Origin of the sequence: Pseudobacter sp. (assembly GCF_051955275.1) — a bacterium.
Taxonomy (GTDB): Bacteria; Bacteroidota; Bacteroidia; order Chitinophagales; family Chitinophagaceae; genus Pseudobacter.
The window spans coordinates 20,158-33,910 of the sequence record NZ_JBQCGW010000261.1; the positions used below are offsets into that span (position 1 = coordinate 20,158).

Below are 13,753 nucleotides of genomic sequence, written 5' to 3' on the forward strand. Positions count from 1 at the left end.
ATCAAAAAATACAGTCATGAACCGCTCCCTGGTACTCATTTTGAGCAGCCTTATCCTGCTGAGTGCATGCAAAGGAAATGCACAACAACAAGTTGCAACTCCTGCTGTTCAGCTAGACAGCGCACAACTGATCCGCGACCTGCAGTTTCTTTCCTCTCCTTCCCTTGAAGGCAGACTGGTGGGGACCGAAGGAAACAAACAGGCCCGCGATTATATCGCTGCGCGTTTCGACTCGCTGGGTCTGGCTAAGCCGGACTCCGGAAGGTTTCAGCAATTCCCGGCAAGGAATAATGCCACTGGCGTAAATGTGCTCGGTTTCATAAAAGGGTCCCAATTCCCCGGGCAGTATTATGTGATCTCTGCGCATTATGATCACCTGGGAAAGAAAGGTGATAAGATCTATACCGGCGCAGATGATAATGCTTCCGGATCAGCAGCCCTGCTGGCCATGGCAGCCTGGTTCAAACAACATCCTCCGAAACACAGTATCATCTTCGCCGCTTTTGATGCAGAAGAAGGAGGATTGATGGGCTCAAAATATTTCGCCGGAAATCCATCCGTTGACATCAAAAAGATTGTGTTCAATCTGAATATGGATATGGTGAGCAGGAGCGATAAGAATGAGATCTATGCCTCCGGAACCTTTCATTACCCATTCCTCGCTAAATATATCGATAGCATCAGGCCATTGACAAAGATTCAGGTTACACTGGGCCATGATGATTCCACAAAAGGAGCGCATGACGACTGGACCAGCCAGTCCGATCATTTTTCATTTCACCAGAAGAATATTCCATTCATTTATTTTGGAGTGGAAGACCATCCGGATTATCACCAACCCACAGACAGCTTTGAAAAAGTGAATAAGAGTTTTTACTTCCAGGTTTGTCAGATGATCGGACAGACTGCAGCACTGCTGGACAGGCAGGAGAAGTTGAAATGATTCCGAGAATCCCGGAGCGCAAAAGCATCATTGCTTTTGCGGCCAGGCCGCAAGATAGGCCGACAGCTTTCTGGTGTATTGCTTTGACCGGTGCGCGGCCATGGTTTCCAGGCCGAACATCAGCACGGATTGGATGATCAGCGTAAGCCCGAACCCAACCCAGAAAGAACGATGGGCCTGCCCATGGTAATAGATCATCAGAATGATGCCCAGTACAGCCAGTCCGATTTCAACAGTCTGATACCTCGTGAAGTTTTTATTGAGAGCCTGCATGCGTGGCAACTCCTCCGTTTTCAGTATCGGAGGGTTCATATCATAAGCATATACAATGCGCACTCTGTCTGCATCACTTCTTTTGTAAATAGTATTTCCTATAATACATTCAAACAAGCCAATGGCCAGCAACGGAACGGCCGCTCCTTTCAACAGGGTACCCTTGAATACAAAGAAGCAAAGAATGCCAATCAATACCGCAATGATGCCAATGATCAGCAATAGCAGGGCCGCCTGCTTTTCTGCCAGAAAATACCTTTCGATATCCGGTTTGTTAAGCATGGAAATTATATTTAAGTGAAACAAATCCTAAGGTTTCACAGAGCTATTCAGTAGTTTTCTTCTCTACGGCTTTCAGCACTTCATCACTCAGAGGGGAAACGGAAGGGTCGAAATAATCAGTGAGATTGCCGTTTTCATCCAGCAGGTATTTGGAAAAATTCCAGGACGGCGCCTGGTCATTCCAGCCATTCTCATCTTTTTTTGTCAACCACTGATAAACGGGATGTTGGTCCGCAGACGGGATCACTACCGATTTCCTGACCAATGGGAAAGTTACGCCAAAGTTCACTTTGCAGAACTGCGCGATCTCTTCATCATTGCCTTTTTCCTGTCCGGCAAAATCGTTGGCAGGAAAACCAATGATCTCCAGTTTGCCTTCAAACTTCTTGTATAAAGCCTGGAGGTCGTCATACTGACCGGTATAACCACAATTGGAAGCGGTATTAACGAGCAGCAGTTTCTTCCCTTTATACTGCCCCATGGAAACCTGCTTGCCATTGTTGAACTGTACATTCAGATCGTATATAGATGTCATCGGTTGTTCTTTACTGTTATGTAATGCTTTGGAATTCTTTCCTGTGGCCCTGGTGAGCTTCATTAACAAGGGATACAGGAATTTCATGAGTCTTTGCCTGAAAGTCATACTTGTAGGATTGAGGCACAAATGTCCGGCTTTTACCGGATGATTTTTTTGAATAAACCCAGTTTTCCTTTAAATGGCGGATATTTTACAGCAGGATCAAACCAGACTGGCGTTTTCATAATGCCTTTCCGATGCGTGAAAGTATCAAACCCTGCTTTTCCGTGATATGCACCGATGCCACTGGCGCCACGCCCCCCGAACGGAAGATGAGGGTTGGTAAAATGCCAGCTGGTATTGTTTACACACCCTCCGCCGAAAGCAATATTGCCCAGATAATATGCTTCATTCTTTTTACTGCCGGTGAACAGGTAAAGCGCCAGGGGGTCAGGATGTTGCTGTATTATTTGCAATGCTTCCGATGCATGCGTAAAGGCAATTACCGGCAAAACAGGACCAAAGATCTCTTCCTTCATCACAGGCGCATCCATCGGTACTTCATCCAGGATAGTGGGCTCTATGTACAATTGTTCCTTGCTTGAATGGCCTCCATGCAGCAACCTTCCCTGTTGCAGGTAGGATTGCAAACGGTCAAATTGTTTCTGGTTGATGATCTTTCCATAGCTGTAGTCACGGGAAGGATCATCCGAATAGAATGACCGGATGGTTTCTTTCAAAGCCTGTACCAGCGCATCCTTCTTTGAATGATGCACCAATACGTAATCCGGCGCAATACACATTTGCCCCGCGTTGGAGAACTTGGTAACGGCAATACGACGTGCAGCTGTTTTTATATCCGCATCAGCTTCCACTATGGCAGGGCTCTTGCCGCCCAGTTCCAGGGTAACAGGGGTCAGTTGCTCAGCAGCCATTTTGTAGACCAGCTTGCCAACCGTGCCGCCACCTGTGTAGAATACATGATCGAACCGGAAATCACTCATCATCAGCGGCACCACTTCCGCACCATCTCCTTCTACGTACAATACATATTGATCGGAGAATACGGAGCGGATCAGGGTTTTCATTATTGCGGCCGTGGCTGGCGCATGCTCACTGGGTTTCAGTACCACGCAGTTGCCTGCTGCAATAGCCGCGATCAGCGGAGCGATCAGTAACTGGAAGGGATAGTTCCAGGCGCCCATCACCAGAACCACGCCAAGTGGCTCCGCCATTACATAACTGGATGAGGGAAAGTTTACCAGGTTGGTCTTCACTGATTGGGGTTGCATCCATTGTTTCAGATTGTTCAGCGTATATCTGATCTCTGCATGAACATACCCCGTTTCTGTGACCCAGCTTTCTTCCGGACTTTTCTTCAAATCAGTATGCAAAGCCTGATGGATCTCGTTCTCATATTTCCTGACAGCAGCAGCCAGTGCCTGGAGTTGCTGCTTCCTGAATGCATATGGCCTGGTGGCCCCGCTGTTGAACCAGGCGCGCATTTGTCTGATGGATTCGGAAATGGTCAGAACTGCCATGCAAGAAGTTTGTATCTAAGTTAGTTTTTTTTGTTCTTCCCTTTTTGCAGGGCCAGCAGATTTCCTAACTGATTTGCCGTACGAACCAGGTTAACCCTGGTGTTTCTGAATGCCTCTTCCAGTTCGGAAGGTTCATTACCTATCGGGAAGATGGCATCAAAATAAGGCTCCATCACGGCTTCCTGGTGCATGGGCACTCTTCCCGCGAGACCCACAACAGGTATATTCAGGGCGCCTGCACGAACGGCCACTCCAAACGGTGCTTTCCCCTGCAGTGTCTGCTCATCCAGGCTTCCTTCTCCGGTGATCACCAGGTCGGCTTCCTTTAGGGCTTTGTCAAAATTGGTCATTTCCAGAAATTCGTCTGTACCATTGCGTAGCTCAGCATCCAGTACTGCGGCCAATCCCGCTGCCGTGCCACCTGCCGCGCCTCCATGCTCGTATGCTGCCATATCTTTTCCGAACTGCTTTAATACCACATCGCGGAATTGTTGCATGGCAGCTTCCAGTTTCTCCACTCCTTCTTTGTCTGCACCTTTTTGTGGACCGAACACCCTGGAGGCTCCCTGCTCCCCCAATAACCGGTTTTTCACATCGCAGAGAATAAGGATGCTGCACTCACGAAGACGCGCATGCGCTTTTGAGTCATCGATGGTTGCCAGCTTCTGCAGGCGCTCCGGCATAAAGAGTAATTCATTATCGTTCTTATCGAGAAAGCGATAGCCTAATGCCTGTAGGATGCCTGAGCCGCCATCAACGGTGGCACTGCCACCAATGCAGAGGAGGATAGAAGTGGCGCCCCTGTTCAATCCATCCAGCATGAGCTCTCCAGTGCCATTGGAAGAACAATGCAGGGGATCGCGCTCAGCCACAGGAAGCAGGCGAAGCCCTGATGCCGCCGCCATTTCAATAATGGCCGTTTGCGTTGAAGGCAACCAGCCATAAGTGGCCTTTACTTCTTCAGCTTTCGGTCCGTGAACAGTAAGGGCAACAGACCTTGCATTCAGGTGTTTCATCAGCAGCGGCGCTGTGCCGTCACCCCCATCGGCAACAGGAAACAATTCGTAGCTGGCCTCCAGACTGCTCCGTTCCAGGCCTTCGCGGATGGCTGCCGCCACATCATTGGCATCAAGACTGTTCTTGAATGAATTGGGAGCGATAAGTATATGCATATGATCAGTATGAGAGGAATAATGATAAAATATAAACGGTCAGTAATGTGATCAATCCCATCCAAACAGATGCCAGCGTGTATACACGGAGCATCGTCCGCATATCCAGTCCGGAGAATCTGGCGATTACCCAGAAATAAGCATCATTGGCATGCGAGATCATCATGGAACCTGCGCCCATGGAAAGCACGGCAATCAGTTTCCCATTCTCTGAGTCAAGGCCAAGTGCGGGCAGTAAAGGATGCACAATGGATGCTGCCGTAATGATGGCCACGGTAGATGATCCCTGTGCCGTTTTTAATACCGCAGTAAGCAGGAAGGGGAAGAATAATCCCAGACTGGCAAGGGCCGGTATCTGTGCCAGGTGCTTCCCCAGCCCCGTTGCTGCAAGTACGGCACCAAATGCGCCACCTGCGCCGATGATCACAAGGATACCCCCCGCTTTTTCTGCACTTTCGGAAAGCAAGCTGCCCATTGTTTCTTTTTTCCAGGATCGTCCCGCAGCAAAGGCAAGCAGGATGCCGATGGACAATGCGATCTCAGGCGTACCCATAATACTGATTATTGAATGCCATCCGGTTTCGGCAGTCTGCTCCATCACAAAGAAAGAATGCAGGGCAATGAGCAGGATGGGTATGATCACGGGCAGAAAAGCCGCTATAACAGAGGGTGAATTTTGTAATGGAGCTTCTTTCTTTTGCTCTACAGGCTGCGGAGTACCGGTTTCGCCCGGCCATTTCTTCCCGGCATATACCGCCCATATATAACCGGCAATCATAGATGGAATAGCAACAATCACTCCGGTGCTGATCAGTTTACCAAATGCCACTCCGATGGAGCCTGCAGCAGCGGCAGCGCCGGGATGCGGAGGTAACAGACAATGAACGGAATATAGACCTGTAGCCAGCGACACGGCCATGATTGAAATGGCAATGCCTGTTCTGCGCGCAATAGACTGGTTCAGTCCGCTTAAAACAATAAAGCCCGAGTCACAGAAAATGGGCAGGCCCACTACAAAACCTGTGATACTCATAGCTAATGGAGCCCGCTTCTCGCCTGTTTTCCGAAGAATAAAATCGGCCATCACTTTTGTGCATCCGGTATGCTCCAGCAATACTCCCAGTGTGGTACCCAGCACAATTACGAAACCGAGTGAACGCATGATATTACCAAACCCTTCCTTTGAAAACTTCAGAATTTCAGGCACAGGCATCTGTACACCAATACCCACCACAAAACACGCCAGCAGCAATGCATAGAATGCGTGCACACGAAACCGCGCTGTAAGTACAATGATCAATAGAATACCCAGAATAAGACAAATAGATACCTGGAGAAAGGATGGGTTCATGCCAGCATATTTCAGAAAAGATACTTATTTAACCGCTGCCCTCCTTATCTGTAGACCAATCTCCCCAAATACTTTTCTGTTTTACTGCTTCGCCGTTGCTAAAAGCTCCCCATCCTACCCGGGAACAAGATTTTTCTGCCTCTTTTCAATAGCGCTTTCCTAATTTTAAAAACACTGTATATGAAAATCAAATCCGGTTTTTTTATGCTTCTCCTGCTGGTAGTTACCACATTTGCAGAAGCAGCCCCCAATAGTAATGATCCCGTAAGGAGCAAAAAAGAAGTGGCCGCCATGACGCCAGCTGAAAAAGAAGCCAGGGTAAACGCCATTGTCAAAAGAGTGGAAGAGATCCGGGCCATGGATAAATCCAGTCTTACCAGAACGGAAAAGAAGGAATTGAAAAAAGAATTACGCTCCCTGAACAAAGAAGCAAAGGTCTTTGGCAGAGGTGGTATCTATCTTTCCGTAGGAGCCATCCTGGTGATCATCCTTTTGCTGATCCTTATTTTATAAATTATGGTCGCGCAAACCAGCAACACTGCTCCGGACTTGCCTGTGTTAGTTGTACTGACTTGACAGGTAACCCCAGGGCAGTGTTTCCTCTTCCACCTGTAAGCCACCTTCTGTTGCTTCCGGACAAAGCCTGAGCAAGAGTTTCTTCATTCGCCGGATCAGAACATTCACCTGCAAAGAACTGATGGTGTAGTCATCTTTGTAACGGGCATGTATATACGCCTTCTGCAATAGTCTGAATAGTTCTATATCAGCTTCTGTATTACGTGGGAAAAAATGGCTTACCTGATTACTGACCATGGTTGAATACCGCAACAGCTTATCAATATTATGAGTGCCGGTTCTCAGGCCGGTATGCTGCAGCATATAAGAAAGGCAGGCATGCTCGGCAGCCTGGTGCAATAAAAAAGCAGCCAGGTTGAACTCATGGCGGAGTGCATACAATTCTGCTCCGGCCAGAAACTCTCCACTTCTTTTATAGCCCCGGAAGGCTTGCTGCTTCTGCCTGAACAGGTGATCTTCCCGGAAACAGAATCCAGGCGGCGGGATCTGTGTGATCCTTGCATCATACAGTAACGGAGCCCACTCTATCACGCGCACTGCAAAGCTCTGCCCTTCTGTTAACCACTGGTAAAAACTACCGACGGGATAAACGATCAGGTGCACGGGTAAATGGTAACGCGACCGTTGCTCCAGCATATCCTGAATAGAATCCTCAGTACGTTTTTCTCCGGGCCTGGTGAGTAGCAACATAAAGTAAGCAGCAGCAGGCATGCCGCGATGGTCTGTAGGATTAAAAATAGAATTCACAGCCCGTCCTTCTGCCATTACGCCCAGCAGGAATATTTTATCAACAGCTACAGACTGATGCAGGCCATGGACCAGCTCCTCCAAAGCCCTGGTTGGTTGGTATTGAAACATAGAACAGGTTTAATGTGAATCTTGCTCCTGCTTCCTGGCAGGACTTTTCATTGGCTCAGGCAATTCCTCCTTAATCAGAAGATACGCGGCTTCCGCCATCCGTTCAATATTCTGGTAAAAAGAATACAGCGTATTCCGATCACGAGCAGATTCAAATTGCGCATTCTCCGAAGTGATGGCCGCCTCCATCCACTCCTGTAACAAATGACGCATATCACCAAGATGATACCAGGTATAAAAATCCCGGATTACCCTGGCAGGCTGCTTCTTTTGCTTCTTACTCAAACGCAAAGGCTTATTGTAAAACTTTGTTCTCTTGTAGGCTTGCATACATAATGATTTAGCATGAAAGAAAAACTTTCAGATTAATTACTGACCGGATGGATCCCTGTATGCGCCTTCCTGAAAGGACAGCAGAATTTGAAGCGAAGAACTGGCAACGACCTTATCAGTTGCCGGAGTACTAACGGTCTGTTATATACGCAATTTACTAATTTGGAAGGTATTTGCCAAATAATTTAGCATGATATTTTTGCATATACCCACTGCCACTGATTAATTACCTTAGCGGCATCATGAACAGCGATGAACAATTTATGCAGCAGGCACTCCGCGAAGCGCGACGCGCCTACGACTCGGGAGAGATCCCCGTGGGAGCCATCATTGTGATGAACAACCGTGTGATCGCCAAAGGATTCAACCAGGTGGAATTGCTGAAAGACCCAACAGCACATGCCGAGATCATTGCCCTCACCGCCGCTTTCAATTTCCTGGGCGCCAAATACCTCCCTGATGCCACGTTATATGTTACTGTGGAGCCCTGCCTCATGTGTGCAGGCGCTCTGTACTGGAGCAAGATCAGCCGCATAGTATGGGGCGCAGATGATGAAAAGAACGGCCACCAGCGCATCACCGGAGAAAACTGGCCCTTCCATCCCAAAACAACTGTTACCCGTGGTATCCTGAAAGATGAATGCGCAGCACTGATGAAGAACTTCTTTAAAGATCGTCGCTCATAAAAAAAGCGGGGCCTTACACCCCGCTTGCCAAACGTGCTATAATGAGACCTAACTGCTTTACTGTTTATCCCACCATACCCTTCCGGTGAGATCATCCTTTCCGTTGAGCCCCGGCTGATTTTTGATCGCATCCTGGTAATGCGCACCATTGATATTCTGCTCCTTCACCGGGTAAGCCTGCCGCCTTGGAATAGACGTGTTATTATTGTTGGGCGCCGGCGTCAGCTCAGGATAACCCGTTCTTCTCCATTCAGCCCACGCTTCATATCCATTGGTGTACAGGTGCAGCCACCGCTGATACCCGATCTTCTTCAAGGCATCAACAGGGTCATACGCCACCTCCGGTTTTGCCATATATGCAGGCAGTCCTGTAATATCACCTTCATCGTCCCTGCTGTAAGGCACTTTCTCTATCTGCTCATCAACATCATCATCATAATTTTTGTAACTGTTGCGGTTCCACTGACGTACCGATGCTTCCACTGCCGCATTGTAATGTTGCTCCGCCACAGCATCGCCTCCGGCTATCCAGTTTATCTTAGCTCCCTCTGCAAGAGCAAATTCAACCTGTGCATAGGTTAGAATATAACAAGGCGCATTCTGTGTGCGTACATGCACCCCCGTGAGCGAAACACTGGCAGAAGGGATAAGTCCCACCGCGTTGCCATCAAGACCGTAAGGAACTCCGTTATAACCGGTTCCATCAGGAGCGGGATCTGCAAAGATGGGAAGGCGCGGATCGTTCAGGGCCTTCATGTAATCCACGATCGTTTTGCTTGCCCAGTTCCACTGACGGCCCTGCACGTTAAATACGTAATACCAGTAGTTTTGGTTGGCCGCATTGGCCAGATGAATATATACAGCGCTTTCCGAGTTGTCTTCCATCAATTCTGCTGCAGCCGCATCGGCAAATTCCGGCTTTCCTTTTGCTTCATCCACTTTTGATAACCGGAGCGCCATGAGCAGTCTCATGGAATTCGCAAACCGCTTCCACAGGTTCATATTGCCATTGAAGAGGATATCGCCTTTCACAGGATTGGCATCCTCATCTATCTGTGCAGCTGCTTCTTTCAGTTCTTTCAGCAGATCATAATAGATATCTTTCTGGCTGGTATAAGCAGGTGTAAAATTTTCCCTTCCCAGCAGTGCATCGTTGTAAGGAACATCACCCCAGCGGTCCGTTGTATGCCAGTAGAACCAGGCCCTGAGGATCCTGGCTACAGCCAGCTGGTTCTCTTTGGAGCCATCATTAACATTGAACTCTTTGGTGTCGAGGATGGTCTTGAGATTCATCAGCGGATTAGAGTAGATCCCATAGAAATCAAAGTTGACTGTAAGATACCGGCTCGCATCCGTGTATGGCTTTTCCGCCCATTGCTGTACATACAGGATGCCTGTGGTTGATTCCACATAAGCAGGTATCTGGTTGATGGCATAGGTGAGCAGCTGCGCATTGGATGCCTTTGACGGAAGATTGGGATTGATATTGAGATTCTCGTTGAATTTGGTGCAACCTGTTCCCATTACCAGCAGTGTCGCAACAAATATTAAGGATGTTGTTCTTTTCATGATGGTAATTTTTAGAAGGATATATTCAGGTTAAGTCCGAATGAACGGACGGTGGCCAGCTGCCCTGTTTCCAGCCAGTTGAGGGAACTTGATCCGGTGGCCAGTTCGCCGGGGTTCAGCCCCTTTGGTGCTTTCTGCCAGATCATGAAAGGGTTTCTTGCAATCAGTGCGATATTGATGCTCTTCACCGGCAGTTTCTCAATGAGCTTGCTGCCCAGGGAGTAGCCAAGCCTTATCTCACGCATACGTATATACGAAGCATCATAACACCATTCTTCATAGATCCTTGTTCCCACCACATTCCTGTAATAAGTCCTTGCATTCACATAAGCCGTTACCTCCTGCTTGGTAGCGTTGGAGATGCCGGTGATCTTGTATCCGCCGCCATCAGCCAGCGGATCACGGATATTCTTTCCATTGTCATTCATGGCCGCGGTTATAGCATGCTGCCCGGATTTTACAGCCAGCATCTGCGTCCAGCTGAAGAACTTGCCGCCTTTCTGAAAATCGATCACGGCACTGAGATCGAAATTACCCACCGTGAAACTGTTGGTCCAGCCGCCGGTGAAATCAGGCACAGCAGAGCCGAGTTTCTGATTGGGGCTCCACAGCGGCATATTGTCCGTACCCAACAATATCTTGCCGGTTTCCGGATCACGCTGATAGCCATTTCCAATCAGCGTACCGAAGGCTTCGTTCACATTGGCAAGAAGAAACACGCTGACTCCTGCGTATGTATTCTGATCCAGGGTAAGTGTATTGTTACCGGGGATCAACTCCGTTACCTTGCTTTCATTCTTTGCAAAATTGAATGCGGTGGTCCATTTGAAGAGCTTCGACTGCACAGGCGTTGCGTTTACGGTCAGTTCAATGCCTTTGTTACGGATATTGCCTGCATTGATCACATAGCTGGTGAAACCACTGGTACCTGGCACATCAAGATCAAACACGGCCTTCTTGTTCTCCTGGTGATAGTAGGTAAGATTGAAGCCTACCCTGTCTCTGAGGAAACGCATGTCAAGACCTACTTCATAACCGGTAGCCAGCGATGGCTCCAATGCCGGATTGTTGAGGTTATTGGGAACATACATCGGGAAGTCCTTGTCGTAAGGATCTCCCAGTACAAAAGAATTAGCCGTTTGATAGATATCGATATCGGAACCCGACTGTGCATAACTGGCACGCAGCTTACCAAAACTGATGGCAGGTATTTCCATCAGTTCACTGAACACCAGGCTGGCGCCAACTGATGGATAGAGGTAGGCATTGTTATTCAATGGCAGTGCAGAGGAAATATCGCGGCGGAGGGACGCTTCTACAAAGTATGTATTGTTGTAACCAAGACTAACTGATCCGAATGCACTTCGCACTTCTTTTCTTCTTAGGATATTCGACACATCGGGTCTTTCCAGCGAGTTGGAAATATTGTAAAAGCCGGGCGTTACCAGCCCGCCTACTGTTGCTTCGCGCAGGTAGGTATATTTCTGCGTCATGATGTTTCCGCCGAGGTTGGCCTGCACGGAGAGCTTGCCAAACTCTTTGATATATTGAGCTATCAGCTCATAGTTCATTTCCTTGTTTTCATACTTTCCGATCCAGAAGGATGGCACACCACGGCCACCTACTGCGTTTCGTCCATCAAGGTTCTGCGTAAATCCATCCCGGCGTATAAAGCCGTTCACCGTGAGCCCGGGAAGGATGGTGTAAGTGATTCCAACATCTCCGAAGAAACGCTCCCGTGAATCATGGGATGGATTTTCATAAGCATCAAAGAACGGGTTGTTCCAGTCGATCGGGGTCATATCTTCATACACCCCTTCTGAGTTCGGATCATTCACATTCCACTGATAATATGTGCCATCAGCATACTTGTACTGACGCAGCCTGTTCATATCCAGGTTACGCTGGAACCACTGGTACATATTACGCGAACCGAGCGCCTGGTAGCCCTGCGATGGCCGCACAGCCTCATTATTGGCATAGTTGAGATGCGTTGATAAAAGCAGGTTGTCCGTAATATTCAGCGTACCGGTAAAGGAAAGATTATTTCTTTTCAGGTGAGTATTGGGCTCAATGCCTTTGATATTAGTGTTGTTGTACGAAAGGCGGAATGTTGTGTTATTACCGCCACCCGTAAAGGAGATGCCGTTGTTGAGGGTTGTGCCTGTCTCGAAATAATCTTTGATATTATCCGGTTGCGGAATGAATGGAGTGGCTTTCCCAAAGTCAGGGTCTCCGGGATAGAAACTGTATTGGTGCCTTACGGGCGTGCCGTCCATTTTTGGTCCCCAGCTTTCATCCCAGGTACCATCCACATATTTTGTGGATACGCCATTGATATTGATGGTAGGGAAATTCAGACTGGATCCTGACCCGTAGATATCCTGCAATGGCATCCAGTTGCCGGGTTTTTCAACGGAGAAGGCGGAACTGATATTCACGGAAGGCTTCTTCTTACTTCCTTTTTTTGTAGTGATGAGGATCACGCCATACTGACCGCGCAAACCATAGAGCGCAGATGCAGCAGGGCCTTTCAGTACTGAAACGGTTTCGATATCATCCGGGTTGATATCCTGCGCCAGGTTTCCATAATCCTTGCCTCCCTTGCTGGCATAGTTGGTATTGGATATGATGATATTATCCACAACGATCAACGGCTCTCCTCCACCAGTAACCGAATTCACGCCGCGGATCTGTATCTTTTGTGTTCCACCCATACTTGCGGCTGAAGAACCTGAAACCTGCACACCAGCTATCTTTCCACCGAGTGAGCCCAGCACATTCTGTTCTTTGGCAATGGTGAGATTATCTCCTTTCAGCTCCTGTGTTGAATAACCAAGTGATCGCTGTTTGCGATTGATACCAAGAGCTGTTACTACAATTTCCTGCATCTTGTTATCTGTTTCCATCAGTTGCACATTCACCACGGTGGTCTCATTATCCTTGATGGTAACAGACCTGATGAAAGTATTGAAGCCGACAGCAGACACCGAAATTTCGTATGTACCAGCCTTTAGCCCGGTGATGGAATATTCTCCGGTCTGGTTGGCGGCAGCGCCCTTGATGCCCGGCTCTACCATTACCGAGGCATTGGGAATTGCCTGGCTCTTGCTGTCTGTGATCTTTCCACGGATACCGCCATCAAAAACCAGTTGAAGCGGTTGAACAGACATCGCAGGGATCTCTGCAGCGGAATAATTCCTCACCTTCTTGATGATGATATTACTATTGACCAGCTCGTACCTGAGCGCTGTATTGTTCAGCAGCATCTCAAGCACTTTCGACAGGGCCATTTTCTCCACCTTGAGATTGATATTGTCATAAACGGATACTTCCGCATTCCGGTAGGTGAAAGGTACTTTGGAAGCCGTTTCAATAGCGCGGAGGGCAGATTTCATGCTCGCATTCTTCAGTTCCACGGAAATGAAGATCTTGTCCAGCTCCTGCCCGGTGGATGTGCCGGCAATCAGTATTCCGTTGATGGTGAGCAATATAGTCAGTACGAAAATTCTCATGAGCATATGCTTGTTCAGAAACAACCAGGCATTTCGCCGGCCATGCAATGAAGCGCAGGCGCCTGGCTGGGCAGGGGCATGCGATTGTGCAGACAAATTCATAGTTTTGGTCTGTTTAATGAATTCTGAAAGAGGAT

The 13,753-nt window shown here is 48.3% G+C and carries 12 protein-coding genes; 3 read left to right on the forward strand and 9 right to left on the reverse strand.

What is annotated here, in order from left to right:
- The first annotated feature begins 16 nt into the window (after positions 1 to 16).
- Positions 17 to 943: a M20/M25/M40 family metallo-hydrolase gene (locus ACTHMC_RS22650; RefSeq protein WP_440416656.1), complete on the forward strand. Its 927-nt coding sequence runs from the start codon at positions 17 to 19 to the stop codon at positions 941 to 943.
- A gap of 27 nt (positions 944 to 970) precedes the next feature.
- Here ACTHMC_RS22650 and ACTHMC_RS22655 read toward each other — a convergent pair whose 3' ends face one another.
- From ACTHMC_RS22655 to ACTHMC_RS22675, 5 genes are read right to left on the reverse strand one after another with little or no spacing between them, the layout of a single operon-like run.
- Entirely contained in the window at positions 971 to 1,498 is a 528-nt protein-coding gene (locus tag ACTHMC_RS22655) for a hypothetical protein (protein WP_440416658.1), read from the reverse strand.
- Positions 1,499 to 1,541: 43 nt separating this feature from the next.
- The gene (locus ACTHMC_RS22660; RefSeq protein WP_440416660.1) at positions 1,542 to 2,141 is read right to left on the reverse strand and encodes a glutathione peroxidase; all 600 of its coding nucleotides are present in this window, start codon (positions 2,139 to 2,141) and stop codon (positions 1,542 to 1,544) included.
- A 32-nt stretch (positions 2,142 to 2,173) separates the two neighbouring features.
- Positions 2,174 to 3,556 (reverse strand): aldehyde dehydrogenase, encoded by a 1,383-nt coding sequence (locus tag ACTHMC_RS22665; protein WP_440416662.1) that lies wholly within the window; start codon positions 3,554 to 3,556, stop codon positions 2,174 to 2,176.
- 20 nt (positions 3,557 to 3,576) lie between these two features.
- On the reverse strand, positions 3,577 to 4,728 hold the full coding sequence (locus ACTHMC_RS22670; RefSeq protein WP_440416664.1) for a glycerate kinase: 1,152 nt from the start codon (positions 4,726 to 4,728) through the stop codon (positions 3,577 to 3,579).
- Positions 4,729 to 4,732: 4 nt separating this feature from the next.
- Positions 4,733 to 6,079 (reverse strand): GntP family permease, encoded by a 1,347-nt coding sequence (locus ACTHMC_RS22675; protein ID WP_440416666.1) that lies wholly within the window; start codon positions 6,077 to 6,079, stop codon positions 4,733 to 4,735.
- A 180-nt stretch (positions 6,080 to 6,259) separates the two neighbouring features.
- Between ACTHMC_RS22675 and ACTHMC_RS22680 the strand changes: the two genes are divergently transcribed.
- On the forward strand, positions 6,260 to 6,592 hold the full coding sequence (locus ACTHMC_RS22680) for a hypothetical protein (RefSeq protein WP_440416667.1): 333 nt from the start codon (positions 6,260 to 6,262) through the stop codon (positions 6,590 to 6,592).
- Between the two features lie 45 nt (positions 6,593 to 6,637).
- Here ACTHMC_RS22680 and ACTHMC_RS22685 read toward each other — a convergent pair whose 3' ends face one another.
- Both ACTHMC_RS22685 and ACTHMC_RS22690 read right to left on the reverse strand, forming a co-directional pair.
- Positions 6,638 to 7,513 carry a HEPN domain-containing protein gene (locus tag ACTHMC_RS22685; protein ID WP_440416669.1) on the reverse strand — a complete coding sequence of 292 codons (876 nt, stop codon included), beginning with the start codon at positions 7,511 to 7,513 and terminating at the stop codon, positions 6,638 to 6,640.
- Positions 7,514 to 7,522: 9 nt separating this feature from the next.
- Positions 7,523 to 7,843, reverse strand: coding sequence for a hypothetical protein (locus ACTHMC_RS22690; protein WP_440416670.1), 321 nt, complete (start codon positions 7,841 to 7,843; stop codon positions 7,523 to 7,525).
- Positions 7,844 to 8,088: 245 nt separating this feature from the next.
- Here ACTHMC_RS22690 and ACTHMC_RS22695 point away from each other — a divergent pair, with 245 nt between their 5' ends.
- Positions 8,089 to 8,532, forward strand: a complete 444-nt coding sequence (locus ACTHMC_RS22695; protein WP_440416672.1) for a nucleoside deaminase — start codon at positions 8,089 to 8,091, stop codon at positions 8,530 to 8,532.
- A gap of 57 nt (positions 8,533 to 8,589) precedes the next feature.
- Here ACTHMC_RS22695 and ACTHMC_RS22700 read toward each other — a convergent pair whose 3' ends face one another.
- Both ACTHMC_RS22700 and ACTHMC_RS22705 read right to left on the reverse strand, forming a co-directional pair.
- On the reverse strand, positions 8,590 to 10,101 hold the full coding sequence (locus ACTHMC_RS22700) for a SusD/RagB family nutrient-binding outer membrane lipoprotein (RefSeq protein ID WP_440416674.1): 1,512 nt from the start codon (positions 10,099 to 10,101) through the stop codon (positions 8,590 to 8,592).
- A gap of 11 nt (positions 10,102 to 10,112) precedes the next feature.
- A complete protein-coding gene (locus ACTHMC_RS22705) occupies positions 10,113 to 13,718 on the reverse strand; it encodes a SusC/RagA family TonB-linked outer membrane protein (protein WP_440416676.1) in 3,606 nt (1,201 codons plus the stop codon).
- Between the last annotated feature and the right edge of the window lie 35 nt (positions 13,719 to 13,753).